This window comes from Luteimonas abyssi (genome assembly GCF_001482195.1).
GTDB classification, from domain to species: Bacteria; Pseudomonadota; Gammaproteobacteria; order Xanthomonadales; family Xanthomonadaceae; genus Luteimonas; species Luteimonas abyssi.
The window spans coordinates 3,531,300-3,547,675 of the sequence record NZ_KQ759763.1 but is presented as its reverse complement, the minus strand read 5'-3'; the positions used below and the strand labels follow the sequence as shown (position 1 = coordinate 3,547,675).

At 70.9% G+C, this 16,376-nt stretch carries 12 protein-coding genes and 2 riboswitches; of the genes, 10 read left to right on the top strand and 2 right to left on the bottom strand.

The window, feature by feature from the left end; all coding sequences use genetic code 11:
• Window positions 1–248 precede the first annotated feature (248 nt).
• The 4 genes from RG19_RS15270 to RG19_RS15255 all read left to right on the top strand — a co-directional run bounded on the left by RG19_RS15270 (window position 249) and on the right by RG19_RS15255 (window position 5,529).
• Window positions 249–875, top strand: coding sequence for a nicotinamidase (locus RG19_RS15270; protein ID WP_058836019.1), 627 nt, complete (start codon window positions 249–251; stop codon window positions 873–875).
• A 428-nt stretch (window positions 876–1,303) separates the two neighbouring features.
• The gene (gene proB / locus RG19_RS15265; RefSeq protein ID WP_058836018.1) at window positions 1,304–2,482 is read left to right on the top strand and encodes a glutamate 5-kinase; all 1,179 of its coding nucleotides are present in this window, start codon (window positions 1,304–1,306) and stop codon (window positions 2,480–2,482) included.
• A gap of 69 nt (window positions 2,483–2,551) precedes the next feature.
• Entirely contained in the window at window positions 2,552–3,820 is a 1,269-nt protein-coding gene (locus RG19_RS15260) for a glutamate-5-semialdehyde dehydrogenase (protein WP_058836017.1), read from the top strand.
• Window positions 3,821–4,005: 185 nt separating this feature from the next.
• Entirely contained in the window at window positions 4,006–5,529 is a 1,524-nt protein-coding gene (locus tag RG19_RS15255) for a hypothetical protein (RefSeq protein ID WP_058836016.1), read from the top strand.
• 18 nt (window positions 5,530–5,547) lie between these two features.
• Here the strand turns inward: RG19_RS15255 and RG19_RS15250 are convergent, their stop codons facing one another.
• Window positions 5,548–5,913: a hypothetical protein gene (locus tag RG19_RS15250; protein WP_058836015.1), complete on the bottom strand. Its 366-nt coding sequence runs from the start codon at window positions 5,911–5,913 to the stop codon at window positions 5,548–5,550.
• Window positions 5,914–6,129: 216 nt separating this feature from the next.
• Window positions 6,130–7,449 (bottom strand): alpha/beta hydrolase family protein, encoded by a 1,320-nt coding sequence (locus RG19_RS15245; protein WP_238376661.1) that lies wholly within the window; start codon window positions 7,447–7,449, stop codon window positions 6,130–6,132.
• An 81-nt stretch (window positions 7,450–7,530) separates the two neighbouring features.
• Here RG19_RS15245 and RG19_RS15240 point away from each other — a divergent pair, with 81 nt between their 5' ends.
• The 6 genes from RG19_RS15240 to RG19_RS15215 all read left to right on the top strand — a co-directional run bounded on the left by RG19_RS15240 (window position 7,531) and on the right by RG19_RS15215 (window position 16,207).
• Window positions 7,531–8,052, top strand: a complete 522-nt coding sequence (locus tag RG19_RS15240; protein WP_058836014.1) for a MarR family winged helix-turn-helix transcriptional regulator — start codon at window positions 7,531–7,533, stop codon at window positions 8,050–8,052.
• A 154-nt stretch (window positions 8,053–8,206) separates the two neighbouring features.
• Window positions 8,207–8,450: riboswitch (cobalamin riboswitch) on the top strand.
• A gap of 215 nt (window positions 8,451–8,665) precedes the next feature.
• Entirely contained in the window at window positions 8,666–10,963 is a 2,298-nt protein-coding gene (gene metE / locus RG19_RS15235; RefSeq protein WP_058836013.1) for a 5-methyltetrahydropteroyltriglutamate--homocysteine S-methyltransferase, read from the top strand.
• Between the two features lie 139 nt (window positions 10,964–11,102).
• Window positions 11,103–11,304, top strand: a riboswitch (cobalamin riboswitch).
• A gap of 145 nt (window positions 11,305–11,449) precedes the next feature.
• Complete coding sequence (locus RG19_RS15230; RefSeq protein WP_058836668.1) at window positions 11,450–12,964, top strand: CoA-acylating methylmalonate-semialdehyde dehydrogenase; 1,515 nt, start codon at window positions 11,450–11,452, stop codon at window positions 12,962–12,964.
• Window positions 12,961–14,253 (top strand): acyl-CoA dehydrogenase family protein, encoded by a 1,293-nt coding sequence (locus tag RG19_RS15225; RefSeq protein WP_238376660.1) that lies wholly within the window; start codon window positions 12,961–12,963, stop codon window positions 14,251–14,253. Before RG19_RS15230 ends, RG19_RS15225 begins: the two co-directional genes overlap by 4 nt.
• Window positions 14,250–15,062: an enoyl-CoA hydratase gene (locus RG19_RS15220; protein ID WP_058836012.1), complete on the top strand. Its 813-nt coding sequence runs from the start codon at window positions 14,250–14,252 to the stop codon at window positions 15,060–15,062. The genes RG19_RS15225 and RG19_RS15220 overlap by 4 nt, the downstream gene beginning before the upstream one ends.
• Window positions 15,059–16,207: an enoyl-CoA hydratase/isomerase family protein gene (locus RG19_RS15215; protein WP_058836666.1), complete on the top strand. Its 1,149-nt coding sequence runs from the start codon at window positions 15,059–15,061 to the stop codon at window positions 16,205–16,207. Before RG19_RS15220 ends, RG19_RS15215 begins: the two co-directional genes overlap by 4 nt.
• The last annotated feature ends 169 nt before the right edge of the window (window positions 16,208–16,376 follow it).

Here is a 16,376-nt window from a genome sequence, read left to right as displayed (position 1 = left end):
GGGGGGGGCCCCCCCGTTGGGGGGGGGGGGGGGGGGGGGGGGGGGGGGGGTGGCGGCAGAGCGCCCTCATCCGCCCCTTCGGGGCACCTTCTCCCGCAGGCGGGAGAAGGAGACCGGTCAGGGCATGTTGGGAACCCCTCTCCCGCGTGCGGGAGAGGGGCAGGGGGTGAGGGCGGCGGTGCCCTGGTGGAGCCGCCGTTGTCGGCCCGCTCTAGACTGCGGTCTCGCCCACCCGCCGTCGCATCGCCATGACCGACCGTACCGCCCTGATCGTCGTCGACGTCCAGCCCGACTTCATGCCCGGCGGCGCGCTGGCCTGCCACGAAGGTGATGCGGTGGTCGCGCCGATCGCCAGCCTGCTGGCCGCGCGTCGCTATCGCACCGTCGCCGCCACCCAGGACTGGCATCCGGCCGGACACGCCTCGTTCGCGTCCAGCCATGCCGGGCATGCGCCGTTCGAGACCATCGCCCTGCACGGGCAGCCGCAGGTGCTGTGGCCCGATCACTGCATCCAGGGCAGCGCGGGTGCCGCGCTGGATCCGCGCATCGACTGGGCGCCGGCGGACATGATCCTGCGCAAAGGCACCGACCTTGAGGTGGATTCCTACAGCGGTTTCCGGGAAAACCACGGCCCCGGCGGCGCACGGCCCGATACCGGGCTGGCCGGCTGGCTGCGCGCGCGCGGGATCGAAGAGATCCACGTCTGCGGCCTGGCACGCGATTACTGCGTGCTGTGGACGGCCCAGGACGCGGCGGCGGCGGGCTTTCGCGTGCGCTTCCTGTGGGCGTTGACGCGTCCGGTCACCCCGGATGGCGACGCACCGACGCGGGCGGCGCTGGCCGCTGCCGGCATCGAGGTCGCCGAACCCCTCTGAGCGGGCTCCAGGGCTGGCGCCGGACCGGGCTGAGAGCGCGGCGCGACGCGCTGTGAGCGCCGTGTGAGGGTGCTGGAAATTGCGTTGCATCGCAGCACCGCTGTGGTGGCGATCGCCTGCGAATGTCGGCGATCAGGACGGCTACTGTCGCGTCGATTCTGGCCGGCGATTTGGGTTCCCGTCGACGTTCTGTTAAAGTGAACGGCCTTCGGGTCCTGCACGTCCACCGCGTTTCCGCTTTCTGAAGCGACGGCAAGACCCCCGACAACCAGGCGCGCGATCGAGCTTTCTCTCGCGCCGCACTGTGCTTGCGATCTCTCCCGATCAATCGAGTACGCCCCCGCGAATTCAGGGTCGCCCGTCGGCCCGCGTCCGCATGTCTTCGCGTGCCCAGTCTCCACCGCGGAACGAAGGAGGAAACCCGTTTCATGCCTGTCACCCCCGCCCCGTCCGATCTCGCCGAACAACCGCATCCGTTCCCCGTACAGCCGTTGCCCGGCTGGCGCCGCGCCGTCATCAAGGTCGGCAGCAGCCTGCTGACCGATGGTCGCGGCAACCTCGGCCAGCACAATGCCGCGGCCCTCGCCGACCTCATCTCGACCTTCCGCGCCCAGGGCCGCGAGGTCCTGCTGGTGTCGTCGGGCGCGGTCGCTGCGGGCCGCGGTCTGATGGCGCGCCGCAAGAGCGGCCTGGTCCAGCGCCAGGCGCTGGCTTCGCTGGGGCAGACCCCGATGCTGGCGTTGTGGCAGGGCCTGGTCGACCAGCCGGTCGCCCAGGTCCTGCTCAGCCACGACGACATGCGCAACCGCCGGCGGTATCTCAACGCCCAGGCCACGCTGCAGGAACTGCTGCGCTCGGGCGCGCTGCCGATCGTCAACGAGAACGACACCGTCGCCATCGACGAGCTGAAGCTCGGCGACAACGACAACCTCGCCGCCGCCGTGGCCACCCTGGTCGACGCCGACGTGCTGTTCATCGCCACCGACACCGACGGCCTGTACACCGGCCACCCGGTGCGCGATCCCGCCGCGCGACCGTTGCCGCGGGTCGAGGCGATCACGCCGGAGATCATGCGCATGACCGCCGGCGGTGCCGGTGCGCTGGGCACCGGCGGCATGGCGACCAAGCTCGAGGCCGCCAGCAAGGCCGCCGCCGCCGGCATCGACACCGCGCTGTTCTGCGGCCGCGACCCGCGCGCGCTGCAGGCGCTGGCCGCCGACCGCCTGCACGGCACCCTGATCCCGGCGCATGGTCCGCGCCTGCTGGCGCGCAAGCTGTGGCTGCGCCACCAGCCGGCCTGCCGCGGCCGCCTGCGCATCGATGCCGGTGCCTGCCGGGCACTGTCGGAGCGCGGCGCCTCGCTGCTGCCCGGAGGCGTGATCGGCGTGGAAGGCGATTTCAGCAGCCGCGCCGTGGTCGATCTGGTCGGCGACAACGGCCAGCGCATCGGCCGCGGCCTGGTGCAGTATCACGCCAGCGACGTCCAGCGCATCGCCGGCCGCCACAGCCAGGAGATCGAGGACGTGCTCGGTTTCCACAACGGCCGTGCGGTCGTGCGTCGCGACGATCTCGTCCTGCTCGACCCGGGTGCCGCGCACGCCCACTGAGCGGCGCCACCCACGCACCCGAGCGACACGACACCGATACGAATACGCGAACAAGAAGAAGGAGTTCCCATGTCCGGTTACATCCGTCCCCTCGCCGAGCGCGCCCGTGCCGCATCGCACGCGATCGCCGCGCTCGATCCCGACCAGCGCGCCGGCCTGCTCGCCGCCATGGCCGATGCGGTCGATGCCGGCCGCGCCGACATCCTCGCCGCCAACGCGCGCGACATGCAGCGCGCCGAAGCCGCCGGCACCACCGGCGCCATGCTCGACCGCCTGAAGCTCGACGACGGCCGCGTCGACGGCATCGTCCAGGCCATCCGCGAGGTCGCCGCGCTGCCCGACCCGGTCGGTCAGGTCACCCGCCAGGACACCCACGCCAACGGCATGACGGTGCAGAAGGTGCGCATCCCGCTCGGCCTGATCGCGATGATCTACGAAGCGCGCCCGAACGTGACCGCCGATGCGGCCGCGCTGTGCCTGCGCGCCGGCAACGCCGTGCTGCTGCGCGGCGGCTCGGAAGCGCGCGACAGCAACATCGCCATCGCCGCCCGCCTGCACGAGGCGCTGCGCGCCTACGACCTGCCGGTGGAGGCCGTCGCCCTGGTCGAGGACACCGCGCGCGAGCACGTGCTCGAACTGCTGCAGCTCACCGACCTGGTCGATCTGGCGATCCCGCGCGGCGGCGAACGGCTGATCCGCTTCGTGGCCGAGAACGCGCGGGTGCCGGTGATCAAGCACTACAAGGGCGTCTGCCACCTGTACGTGGACGGCGCCGCCGATCCGGCGATGGCCACCCGCCTGGCGGTGGACGGCAAGCTGTCGCGTCCCGGCGTGTGCAACGCGCTGGAGACGCTGCTGGTGCATGCGGGCATCGCCGATGCGTGGTTGCCCGGCGCGCTGCAGGCGCTGGCCGACCGCGGCGCCGAGATCCGTGGCTGCGAACGCACCCGCGCGCTGTTTCCGGCCGCGACGCCGGCGACCGAGGCCGACTACGACGCCGAGTACCTCGCCCCGATCCTGGCGGTGCGCGTGGTCGATTCGATCGACGGCGCCATCGACCACATTCAGCGCCACACCTCCGACCACACCGACGTCATCTGCACCACCGACGACACCGCGGCCGAGCGCTTCGTGCGCGGCATCCGCAGTTCGGCGGTGATGGTCAACGCCTCGTCGCGCTTCAACGACGGCGGTTCGCTCGGCCTGGGGGCGGAGATCGGCATCTCCACCACGCGCCTGCACGCCTACGGCCCGATGGGCCTGGAGTCGCTGACCATCGAACGCTGGGTGGTGCGCGGCGAGGGCCAGGTGCGGCATCCGGAGTCGGACGCGGCCTGAGCCGGACGCGACGGCTTGCGGTCCCGCGCGCGGGCGAGTCGTCTCCCGGAGGGTTCCCCGACGGCGTCGGCGCACGGCGACCGGGCACCGGACAGCCGACACGCCGCTGCCGCCTCGGGGTCGCACGACATCCCTGCGCGTCCCTCTGCGATGATCGAGGCCGAGAACCGCACGGATCAAACGGCATGGCTCATCCCGCTCGGCGCGGCCTCGTCCGCACCATCGCGTGGGCGACCCTCGCCCTTCAGTCGGCACTGATCGCCGGCAGCGCCGCCGCGGAAACCGAAGGGACCGCTGCACCGCAAGCCGCCGATGCGCCGCTCTCGGCCGACGCGTGGCGCGCGCGAACCGAGACCGACCTCGCGGCATTCGCGGACGCGCTGCGGGAGAACTTCATCCATGCGGCCTATCCCGATCCGGACGGCTGGCACACGTGGTTCGACGACACGCTCGCGACCGTCGAGGCCGGGCTGCCACGGGTCCGCGACGAGGCCGGTTACCAGGCCGTGCTGCGTCATCTGGCGGCGACCTTCCAGGACGCGCACGTGAGCGTGACCTTCGAGTCTCCGTCGTCCAGGCCGCCGCACTGGGCGGGGTTTCTCGCTCGGTTCGACAGTGCGACCGGCACCTACCGCGTCACCGCATCGCAGCAGCCGGAGGTGCCCGACGGGGCCGAGGTGTCGGCCTGCGACGGGACGCCGGTGGCTTCCTGGATCGCGACCATCGCGCAGTACGAGATCGGCCTGCCCGACACGCTGGAGAGCACCCGCTTCGACGCGGCGCCGCGCCTGTTCGTCGATCGCGGCAACCCGCTGCGGCCGCGGCCGGCGCACTGCACGATCGACGGCAGGCGGATCGCACTGGACTGGTCCGAAGTGTCGTCGCAGACGCTCGGCTCGCTCATCCAGAACCGGCGGGGCGGGCGGACGCCCGGCGTCGACACGCGCCACATCGGCGACGACGGCGCCTGGGTGACGCTCGGCTACTTCCAGCCGGCCGATGCCCAGCAGGCCGAGGCGTTCCATGCGGCGATCGCGGCGGCGCCGGCGTTGCGGGACAAGCGCTTCATCGTCCTCGATGTACGCGGCAACGGCGGTGGGCCGTACAGCTGGTTCATGGCCTATCTGCGCGGGCTCTACGGGCAGGCCTACGCCGATCATTACGCCACCGCACGCCTGCATATCCGCGCCGTGCACCGCCTGTCGCCGGCCTTCGTCGAGCTTCTCCAGGAGATGAAAGCGCGAGACGGCGATCACGGCACGCCGTCGGATCCGCCGCTCGAACGTCATGCCGCCGCCGACGACGCGCGCAGGGCGCAGGCGATCGCCGCTGGCGATCCGCTGTTCCACGCGACGCCGCCTTCCATGCCGCGCGGCGCGGCACCGGAAAATCCGGTGCGTGCCCAGGTCTACGTCCTCACCGATTACGCATGCGCCAGCGCCTGCATCGCCCTGGTGGACGAGCTCGAGCGGTTCCCCGGCGTGCAGCAGATCGGCCTGCCGACCTTCGTCGACAACCGTTCGGGAACCTCGGTTCCGATTCCGCTGCCGAGCGGGCAGGCCACCGCCATGATCGCGACGATGACCCGCGACGGACGCATCCGCGACGACAACGCGCCGCAAGTGCCCTCGATCCGTTTCGACGGCGACATCTTCGACGACGCTGCCGTCGAGGCGTGGGTCGTCCAGGACGTGCTGGCCGAAGAATGAGGCGTTCGACGCGGCCGATCAGTCGAACGGCAGTGCCGCCACCGCCAGCAGGGCCAGCGCGCCACCGGGAACGATCCAGACCACGGCAGCGGCCAGTCGCAGGCCCCATCGGCGCACGGTCCACCACGCCACCAGCAACGCGGCGACGTAGACCGCCGCCGACACCGCCATCCAGACACCGCGCGACAAGGCCACCGCCATCAGCGGTACGAGCAGGTCGATGCACATCAGCACGCCGGCATGGCGAGTCCATTCCTGCGGCTGCAGCTGCCACGGGTCCCGCCCGGTGCGGCGTACCGCACGGTTGAAGCCCCACGTCGTCGCCCCCGACCACACCGCCACCGCCATCAAGCCGTAGGCCGCGGCCACCGCCCAGGGCGGCACGTCATTCGTCGCCGCGGCGGCGTCGCCACCAGACGCTGATCGCTCCGTAGGCGATGCCGATGCCCAGGCCGAGGCCGATCCATTGCAGCAGGGTCACCTGCGGTCTCCACATGTGTGCGTGGGGCGAAGTTAACAGGTGGCCGGAGCCGCTACGAGGGCAATCAAGCGACACGAGGCACCTCCAACCGCTCGCTCGACGGGCCTCGCACCGTGACCTCAGCGCTCGCCCGAGGCCGCGTCCTGGCCGCCGTGCTTGATGAAATCCACCATCATCTGCAGATACCCGGCGGGTTGCCGGGTGGACACGCGTTCGCCCTGCGCATCGGTCTCGAATGCGTACATGCCGTGGTCCGCATGCGCGAACACGAACGTGGCGATGGGGCGGCCCGCCTGTTTCAGCACGTCCAGCCTGCGCAAGGTTTCGAACGGCGGGGCTTCGCGGTCCTGGCCGCCGAAAAGCCAGAGTTGCGGAACGTCGAGATTCGACAGGACCGGCAGCGGATCGTAATGCGCGGGTATGCCTTCGAGCAGTGCCGGAAAGTCGCGGCGCGCCGTCGCCTCCGGCGTGGACAGCAGGTACGAGGTGAAGTTGCCGCGCACGTGCGGGAACCAGGGCGCGTTGGCGTATTTCGCCTTCAACGCATCGAGCCGGTCGAAGCCTTCGGTGAAGTTGCTTGCGATGATGGTGGCAGTGGCGTCGGCGATTTCGCGGGCCTCGCGCTGCGCGTCCTCGTCGAAACCCGCGCGTGTGAGGTCGAAGGCGATCGCCTCGCGGTCCTCCTCGATCGGCGACACGGCGAGGCCGAAGCTGACGATCACGAAGTCCACGGGTTCGATGCGCGCCGCCAGCGGCGCCACCCAACCGCCCTGGCTGCCGCCCTGGTAGCCCATCCGCCCGGCCCGCGAGCCGGCGAGGCGCCGGGCCTCGCGCATCGCGTGGATGGCATCGGTGGCGAGGGTCAGGTAGTTCTGTGTGTAGCGGCCCTCCGAGTCGCCGGTGCCGCGCTTGTCGTATGCGAAGACGCCGATGCCCTGGCTCGCCAGTTCGCGCTGGAGCGAGTACGTCGCCAGAGCCGAGGTGCGCTCCGCACCGTGGACGAGCACCACGATGGGAATGACAGCGTCGCCTGGCGGCAATGTCAGGCGCCCACTCAAGGCGACGCCGCTGCCCTGGAAGCGCGTGTCGATCTGAACCAGGGGCTGTCGTGCTCCCGGCACGTCGTCGAAGCGGATCTCGCCCCGCTCGCAGTCGGTCACGGTCAGGTGGTGGCCGTCCGGGCGATCGGTCCATCCGAGGGTGCTGAGCCAGACGCCATCGTCCTGCCGCACGAGCGCACCGGTCCGGCCATCGGGACGCCGCCAGCGCAATGCGCCAGGCGCGCCCGGTCCGAGGTCGAGCAGGCTGCCATCGTCCATGCGGTAGCTGCCGGTGTGGCAGGGCGGCGCTTCGGGCTCTGATAGCTCCGACGCACCCGCGCGTGCCGGGGTATGAAGCGCCAACAGCATCGCCACCATTGCGAGCGAACGCTTGAACATGGAATTGGCTCAATAGGTCAACATTTACGTAAAGATTGACGTTATGCTGTCGAGGCGTCAACCCGCAGGAGCGCAGCGACCATGACGGACTTCATCCAGCAGCAGGGCCCTGCGTTCCTGGCGCACCTGCTGCGGCGGCTTGCCGACGACCTGGTCCAGGGAGCGGCCGAGTGGTACCCGACAGTGGGCGTCGAAGCGCCGCCGCGCACCATCTCCACCTTGCTGGCGCTCGACGAGCACGGTCCGTTGGCGGTGACCGAACTGTCGGGGTTGCTGCGGCAGTCGCATCCCTTGGTGATCGTCTGGATCAAGGAGCTGGGTCGGCTGTCGCTGGTGACCTCCCACACCGATCCCGCCGACCGGCGCAGAACCCTGGTGCGCGTGACGGCGAAGGGACGGGACGAGCTTGCGCGCATCCGCGCCGCCCTGGTGGTGATGGAGCGGGCCTCCAGCGAACTGCTGGCGTCGGCCGGTCCCGATTCGCTTCGGATGCTGTGGGCACTGGAGCGCAACGGCCGATCGCTGCCCTTCCTGCAACGTCTGCAGCGCAACGCTGACGACGGGTCGCCGCAGGCCGCGCCGGGGGATGAGCCGACGGTGTGACCTGCCACCGCCTGTCGCGACGGGCCGGACGGCGTGAGGTTCAGGCCGACTGGCGCGTGGCGCCGGCGTCGGTTTTTTCAAGACACATGTGTGCGACGCCCGCCCGGGTGAAACCGGGCGCATCGCGGCATTGACGCCGGCAATTGGGCGGGGGTATTGTCGCCTCCGCCAAGGTTTAATCTCTCCATCCAGATGGAGCGATAAATTAAAAGGGAAGCCGGTGCGGCGCGCTCCTCGCGGAGCGGCCAAAGCCGGCGCTGCCCCGCAGCGGTAGGTGGAAACGACCTTCGTCATCGGCACTGGAAGCGCGCGACGCGACCGGGAAGCGACGAACAGTAGGCGGCGCGCGATGCGCCATGTCCACGAGCCCGAAGACCTGCCTCGGCCGGCCGCAGCGCGCAACGGTGCGTGGCCGTACGACCTGGGACTTCCGCGGGGAGGTCGCCGGGGCCGTCCGCCGCGCATCGCGCTGGCGGCGCGTCCCTGCACGTCCGCGACAGTCCCGATCCGCCCGAGGGAGGCGGAGTCGGCCGTCGCGATGCGCGTACCGCAGACACGGTGCGCCGGGCCCGGCCGTCCGTCCTCCTGCCCCCACGCATCGAGGACGATACACATGGCAACGGTCAGCACTCTCGGATTCCCCCGCATCGGCGCGAAGCGCGAACTCAAACGCGCGGTCGAGGCCTACTGGCAAGGGCGCGACACCGCCCAGGCCCTGGCCGAGACCGCACGCGACCTGCGCCAGCGTCACTGGCGCCTGCAGCGCGAGGCCGGCGTCGCCGTGCCGCCGTCGAACGACTTCTCCCTGTACGACCAGGTGCTGGACGCGGCCTTCTGTGTCGATGCCGTGCCCGCGCGCTACCGCGCGCTGGCCGACGCCGATCCGCTGGCCGGCTACTTCGCCCTCGCGCGCGGGCATCAGCGCGACGGGCTGGACCTGCACGCGCTGGAAATGACCAAGTGGTTCGACACCAACTATCACTATCTGGTGCCGGAGCTGCAGGCCGGCCAGACCTTCGCGCTGCGCGACGACAAGCCGGTGCGCGAGTACCTGGAAGCCAAGGCCGGGGGCATCGAGACACGCCCGGTGCTGATCGGCCCGGTGACGCTGCTGTGGCTGTCCAAGACCGTCGACGGCAGCGACCGCTTCGACCTGCTCGATGCGCTGCTGCCGGTCTACGTCGAACTGCTCGGACGCCTGGCCGAGGCGGGCGCGGCATGGGTGCAGATCGACGAGCCGGCGCTGGTGCTGGACCTCGACGACCGCGTGCGCGATGCCTACCGGCGCGCCTACGCGGCGCTGGCCGGCGCACCGCGTCCGAAGCTGCTGCTGGCCACCTACTTCGGCGCGCTCGGCGACAACCTCGCCCTGGCGCAGTCGCTTCCCGTCGACGGCCTGCATGTGGATCTGGTGCGCGCTCCGGAGCAACTCGACGACGTGCTGGCCTCGTTGCCGGAAGGGCGCGTGTTCTCGGCGGGGCTGATCGACGGGCGCAACATCTGGCGCACGCATCCCGACACCGCGCTGGTGGTGGCGAAGTACGCGCGCGATGCCATCGGCGACGAGCGCCTGCAGCTCGCTCCGTCCTGCTCGCTGCTGCACGTGCCGGTGGATCTCCTCCACGAGAAGGCGCTCGACGACGAACTGCGGGGCTGGCTGTCGTTCGCGAAGCAGAAGGTCGAGGAACTGCGCCTGATCGCCGACGCCCTGGCCGACGAGAAGGCCGCCGAGGCCGGCCTCGCCGAGGTGCGCGGGCAGGTGGATTCGCGCCGCCGATCGGCGCGCGTGAACCGGCCCGAGGTGGCCGCGCGCGTGGCCGCTCTGGATGCCGGCGCCGCGCGCCGTCCCACGCCCTGGAGTCGCCGCCAGGCGCTGCAGCAGGAAACCCTCGGACTGCCGGTGTTTCCCACCACCACGATCGGCTCGTTCCCGCAGACGCTGGACGTGCGCGAGGCGCGTGCGCGCTTCAAGTCCGGCAAGCTGGCCGAGGCCGAGTACGACGCCTTCATCGCGGCGCAGACCGAGGCCTGCGTGCGCGCGCAGGAGGCGATCGGCCTCGACGTGCTGGTGCACGGCGAGTTCGAACGCAACGACATGGTCGAGTACTTCGGCGAACAGCTCGACGGTTTCGCCTTCACCAAGAACGGCTGGGTGCAGAGCTACGGCTCGCGCTGCGTGAAGCCCCCCATCGTCTACGGCGACGTGGCCCGGCCTGCGCCGATGACGGTGCGCTGGTCGCAGTACGCGCAATCGCTCACGCCGCGACCGATGAAGGGCATGCTGACCGGCCCGGTGACGATCCTGCAGTGGTCGTTCGTGCGCGACGACCAGGCGCGGGCGCAGACCTGTCGCCAGATCGCGTTCGCGTTGCGCGACGAGGTGACCGACCTGGAAGCCGCCGGCATCCGCATCATCCAGATCGACGAACCCGCGTTGCGCGAGGGCCTGCCGCTGCGACGCGCGGACTGGCAGACCTATCTCGACTGGGCGGTGGAAAGCTTCCGCATCAGCGCGTCCGGCGTGCGCGACGACACCCAGATCCACACCCACATGTGCTACTCCGAGTTCAACGACATCATCGAGGCGGTGGCCGACATGGACGCCGATGCCATCTCGATCGAGACCTCGCGTTCGCGCATGGAACTGCTGGATGCGTTCGTGAAGTTCAAGTACCCCAACGGCATCGGCCCGGGCGTCTACGACATCCATTCGCCCCGCGTGCCGGGCGAGGACGAGATCGCCGAACTGCTGGACAAGGCGCGCGCGGTGATCCCCGCCCATCAGCTGTGGGTGAATCCGGACTGCGGCCTCAAGACCCGCGCCTGGCCCGAGACCCGCGCGGCGTTGAAGGCCATGGTGTCGGCCGCCCGCAAGCTGCGCGCGCAGGCCGCGCCCGCCGACGCGGCGTGACCGGAGCGCGCATGCCGCCACGGTCCGGCCCAGGTCGGCCCGTGGCGGCGACGGGCACCGGCGGCCGGTGCGCCTCGCGAACGGGCGACGCAGCGCCCTCGATGGCGCGCTGCAGCATGTCAGCGCCATGCACGACCCCTACACTGCCTGCGCCCCAGGTGTCCTGCCGCCGCATCGCGTCGCGCAGGGTGAAACGGGAAGCCGGTCCGATTCCGGCGCTGCCCCCGCAACGGTAGGCGAGACCACCCGACGGTAGACCACTGCGCATGCGCGGGAAGGTGTCGGGGGATGCAACCGCATCGCTCGCGAGCCCGGAGACCGGCCTGGAGCGGGCATCGCGTGCGATGTCCTCCTCGGGTGTTGCGGTGGGCAACCGGGCGAGTTGAATCGACGCCCGTGTCCGGCGCTCCGCTTCGTCTTGCTCCTGTCGGCCGTACCCCATTGTTTCGCGGGTGGGCGATACGGAGACAGGACCCCATGAACGAGATGAACCGCGTCGCGGCCGAGGTCGCGACGGTGAAGCTGCTGATCGACGGCGCCTTCGTCGAGTCCCGGACCGACACCTGGCGCGATGTCGTCGATCCGGCCACACAGGCGGTGCTGGCGCGCGTCCCCTTCGCGACCGCCGACGAGGTCGCAGCCGCGGTGGCGTCCGCGCAGCGCGCCTTCGCGCAGTGGAAGAAGACGCCGATCGGCGCGCGTGCGCGGATCTTCCTGAAGTACCAGCAGCTGATCCGCGAGCACATGGGCGAGCTTGCGGCGATCCTCACCGCCGAGCAGGGCAAGACCCTGCCCGACGCAGAGGGCGACGTGTTCCGCGGCCTGGAAGTGGTGGAACACGCAGCCGCGATCGGCAACCTGCAGCTGGGCGAGATGGCCCACAACGTCGCCAACGGCGTGGACACCTACACCCTGCTGCAGCCGCTGGGCGTGTGCGCCGGCATCACCCCGTTCAACTTCCCGGCGATGATCCCGCTGTGGATGTTTCCGATGGCCATCGCCACCGGCAACACCTTCGTGCTCAAGCCTTCCGAGCAGGACCCGCTGGTCACCATGCGCCTGGTGGAGCTCGCGCTGGAGGCGGGTGTTCCGAAGGGGGTGCTGAACGTCGTCCACGGCGGCGAGGACGTGGTCAACGCGATCTGCGACCACCCCGACATCAAGGCGGTGTCGTTCGTCGGCTCGACGAAGGTCGGCACTCACGTCTACAACCGCGCCTCGCTGGCGGGCAAGCGCGTGCAATGCATGATGGGCGCGAAGAACCATGCCGTCGTGCTGCCCGATGCCCACCGTGAGCAGACCCTCGACGCGATGGTCGGCGCCGCGTTCGGCGCCGCGGGCCAGCGCTGCATGGCGGCCTCGACGGTGGTGCTGGTGGGCGAGGCGCGCGGCTGGATCCCCGATCTCGTCGCCAAGACGAGGACGCTCAAGGTCAATGCCGGCACCGAGGCCGGGACCGATGTCGGACCGGTGATCTCCTGCGCGGCGCGCGAGCGGATCGAGGCCCTGATCGCGTCCGGCGTGGCGCAGGGCGCCACCCTCGAACTCGACGGGCGCAACCCCGAGGTGCACGGTTTCGAGCGCGGCAACTTCGTCGGCCCGACCATCTTCTCCGGCGTGACCCCGGGCATGCGCATCTACGACGAGGAGATCTTCGGCCCGGTGCTGGTGATCCTGACCGCGGAGACGCTCGACGAGGCCATCGCGCTGGTCAACGCCAATCCCAACGGCAACGGCACCGCGGTGTTCACCCAGTCCGGCGCCGCCGCGCGCAGGTTCCAGGACGAGATCGATGTCGGCCAGGTCGGCATCAACGTGCCGATCCCGGTGCCGGTGCCGCTGTTCTCGTTCACCGGCTCGCGCGCATCCAAGCTCGGCGATCTCGGTCCTTACGGCAAGCAGGTGGTGACCTTCTACACCCAGACCAAGACGGTCACCGCGCGCTGGTTCGACGACGACACCGCGGCGCATGGGGTCAACACCACGATCGCCCTCAAATGAGCGCGCCGCAGATGAGCGGCCCCGGCATGCGCGCTCACGCGGCGGGCCGGCCGCCGGCGGACGCCGTGCGCTCTCCTGACGACGCGAGGGCGATCGCCGCCGTGGCCACCGCGCCGACCGCCGACGCGTTCCCGGCCGATGGCGGACCGAGCGAGGAGCAGCGCGCCTTCCGCGAGGCCGCGCGCGATTTCGCGCTGGCCGAACTCGCGCCGCATGCCGCGCGCTGGGATGCGGAGGCGATCTTCCCGCGCGAGGCGATCGCCCAGGCCGGCGAGCTCGGCTTCTGCGGCCTGTACATCGATCCCGACGCCGGCGGGACCGGCCTGGGTCGCCTGGATGCGACGATCGTGTTCGAGGAACTGGCCGCGGTCGATCCGTCCACCGCCGCGTTCGTGAGCATCCACAACATGGCGACGTGGATGCTGACCCGCTTCGGGACGCCCGCGCTGCGGGCGGCGTGGGGACCGGACCTGGCCGCCGGTGTGCGCCTGGCCTCGTATTGCCTGACCGAGCCGGGCGCGGGATCGGATGCCGCATCGCTGACCACGCGCGCGGTCCGCGATGGCGACGCGTACGTCGTCGACGGCAGCAAGGCGTTCATTTCCGGTGCCGGCGCCACCGACATGCTGGTGGTGATGGCGCGGACCGGCGGCGAGGGTGCGCGCGGCATCACCGCGTTCGCCGTGCCCGCCGATGCCGCCGGCATCGTCTACGGCCGCAAGGAAGACAAGCTCGGCTGGAACAGCCAGCCTACCCGTGGGATCACCTTCGAAGGCGTGCGGGTCCCGCTCGATCATCGCCTCGGCGAGGAAGGCGAGGGCTTCCGGATCGCCATGAAGGGCCTCGACGGCGGCCGGCTCAACATCGCCGCGTGCTCGCTCGGCGCCGCGCAGGGCGCACTCGACGCCGCGCGCCGCTACATGGGCGAGCGCCGCCAGTTCGGCAAGCGGCTGGCGGAGTTCCAGGCGCTGCAGTTCAAGCTCGCGGACATGGCCACGCAGCTGGTCGCTGCCCGGCAGATGGTGCACACCGCCGCGCGCAAGCTCGATGCCGGCACCGCCGATGCCACCGTGTGGTGCGCGATGGCCAAGCGTTTCGCCACCGATGCCGGCTTCTCGATCTGCAACGATGCGCTGCAGCTGCACGGCGGCTACGGCTACATCCGCGAGTACCCGGTCGAACGCCTGCTGCGCGACTGCCGCGTGCACCAGATCCTGGAAGGCACCAACGAAATCATGCGCGTGATCGTCGCGCGCCACCTGCTCGACACCGAAGAGGATTTGCGATGAGCGCTGCCGCTGCCACGGATTACCGCACCCGGACCTGGACCGGGCTCGGACTCGACATCGACGGCCACACCGCCGTCGTCACCCTGGCCAACCCGCCGGCCAATACCTGGACCGTGCACAGCCTCGCGGCATTGCGCGATCTCGTCGCCGCGTTGAACGCCGACCGCGACATCTACGCACTGGTGGTCACCGGCGAAGGCGAGAAGTTCTTCTCGGCCGGCGCCGACCTCAAACAGTTCGCATCCGGCGACAAGGCGCTGGCGCGCGAGGCGGCGCGACGCTTCGGCGAGGCGTTCGAAGCGCTGTCGGCGTTCCGGGGCGTGTCGATCGCCGCGATCAACGGCTACGCCATGGGCGGCGGGCTGGAATGCGCGCTGGCCTGCGATCTGCGCATCGCCGAGGAACACGCGCAGCTGGCGTTGCCCGAGGCGACCGTCGGTCTGCTGCCCTGCGCCGGCGGCACCCAGAATCTTGCGCGTCTGGTCGGTGAGGGCTGGGCCAAGCGCCTGATCCTGCTCGGCGAGCGCATCGATGCCGCGACCGCATTGCGGATCGGCGCCGTGGAAGAGGTCGTCGGCCGGGGCGAGGCGAAGGCCAGGGCGCTGGAGTGGGCGGCCAGGGCCGCGAAGCAGAGCCCGACCAGTGTCGCCGTCTGCAAGACGCTGGTACAAACCACACGCAGCCAGCCGGCCACGGCCGGCCTGATCGCCGAGCGCGAAGCGTTCGTGGACTTGTTCGACACCGCCGATCAGGCCGAAGGCGTGAACGCCTTCCTGGACAAGCGCGCGCCCACGTGGACGAACGCATGAACGACGTGACCGCACCGCCCGTGGTGCTGTTCGAGGAGCACGCGACCGCGGGCGGCCGGCGCGTCGGCGTCGCCACCCTCAACAGCCCGAAGACGCTCAACGGTCTTTCGCTCGAGATGGCGCACCGGCTCGACGCGCAATTGCGTCGCTGGGCGGACGATGCCGCGATCGCCGTCGTGGTGCTGCAGGGGGCCGGCGAGAAGGCCTTCTGCGCCGGCGGCGATCTGCAGGCGCTGTACCGCAGCATGCGCGCCTGGCGCGACGCGGGCGACACGGATGTGCGCAGCAACGCCTATGCGGCCGAATTCTTCGAGGTGGAATACCGGCTCGACCACCGCATTCACACCTATCCCAAGCCGCTGCTGTGCTGGGGCCACGGCATCGTGATGGGTGGCGGCATCGGGTTGATGGCCGGCGCTCGTCATCGCGTGGTGACCGAGCGTTCGAAGCTGGCGTTTCCCGAGATCACCGTCGGCCTGTTCCCCGATGTCGGCGGCAGCTGGCTGCTCGGCCGCGTGCCGGATCGCGCAGGCCTGTTCCTCGCCCTGACCGGAGCGCCGCTGGGCCCCGGCGATGCGATCCACGCCGGTCTGGCCGATGCGTGTCTTCCCGAGGCCGCTCGCGCCGACGTCTTCGCGGCCTTGCTGGACGCGCCCTGGGGCGATGGCCCGCAGGCCGATCATGCGCGTCTGGACACGCTGCTGGCGCGTCACGCCATCGTGCCGGAGGCGGGGCCGCTGCAACGGCACGCGGGCGCGATCGCCGCGGTCTGTGCGCACGAGCGGCTGGAAGATGTCGTGGCCGCCATCGGCGCGCTCGACGCCGGCGACGACGCGTGGGTGGCGGCTGCGCAGAAGACGCTGGCCGCGGGGTCGCCGGGCTCGGCACGGCTCGGCGACGCACTCCAGCGTCGTGCGGCCGGCCTGTCCCTGGCCGAGACCTTTCGCCTGGAATACATCGTCGCGCTGCACTGCGCCGCGCATGGCGACTTCGCCGAGGGCATCCGGGCGCTGTTGATCGACAAGGACCGCACGCCGCGCTGGACGCCGGCGACCCTGGACGAGGCGACGCCGGCGTGGGCGCAGGCGTTCTTCGCCGCGCCTGCGTGGCCGGCGGGCCGGCATCCGTTGTCGGATCTGGCATGACGGCCGGCGCCGTTTCTCTGCAACCCGCGACCCGACGCGTGCGCGCGCACCGCCGACGGCGCGCTTGCGGACGCGGGGTCGACGAGGGCACTCGCGACCGTCGGCGCCCGCGTCCGGCACCGCATCGCCCTGCCATCGCGACACCACCGCGCGCTCATACCGCATTCCA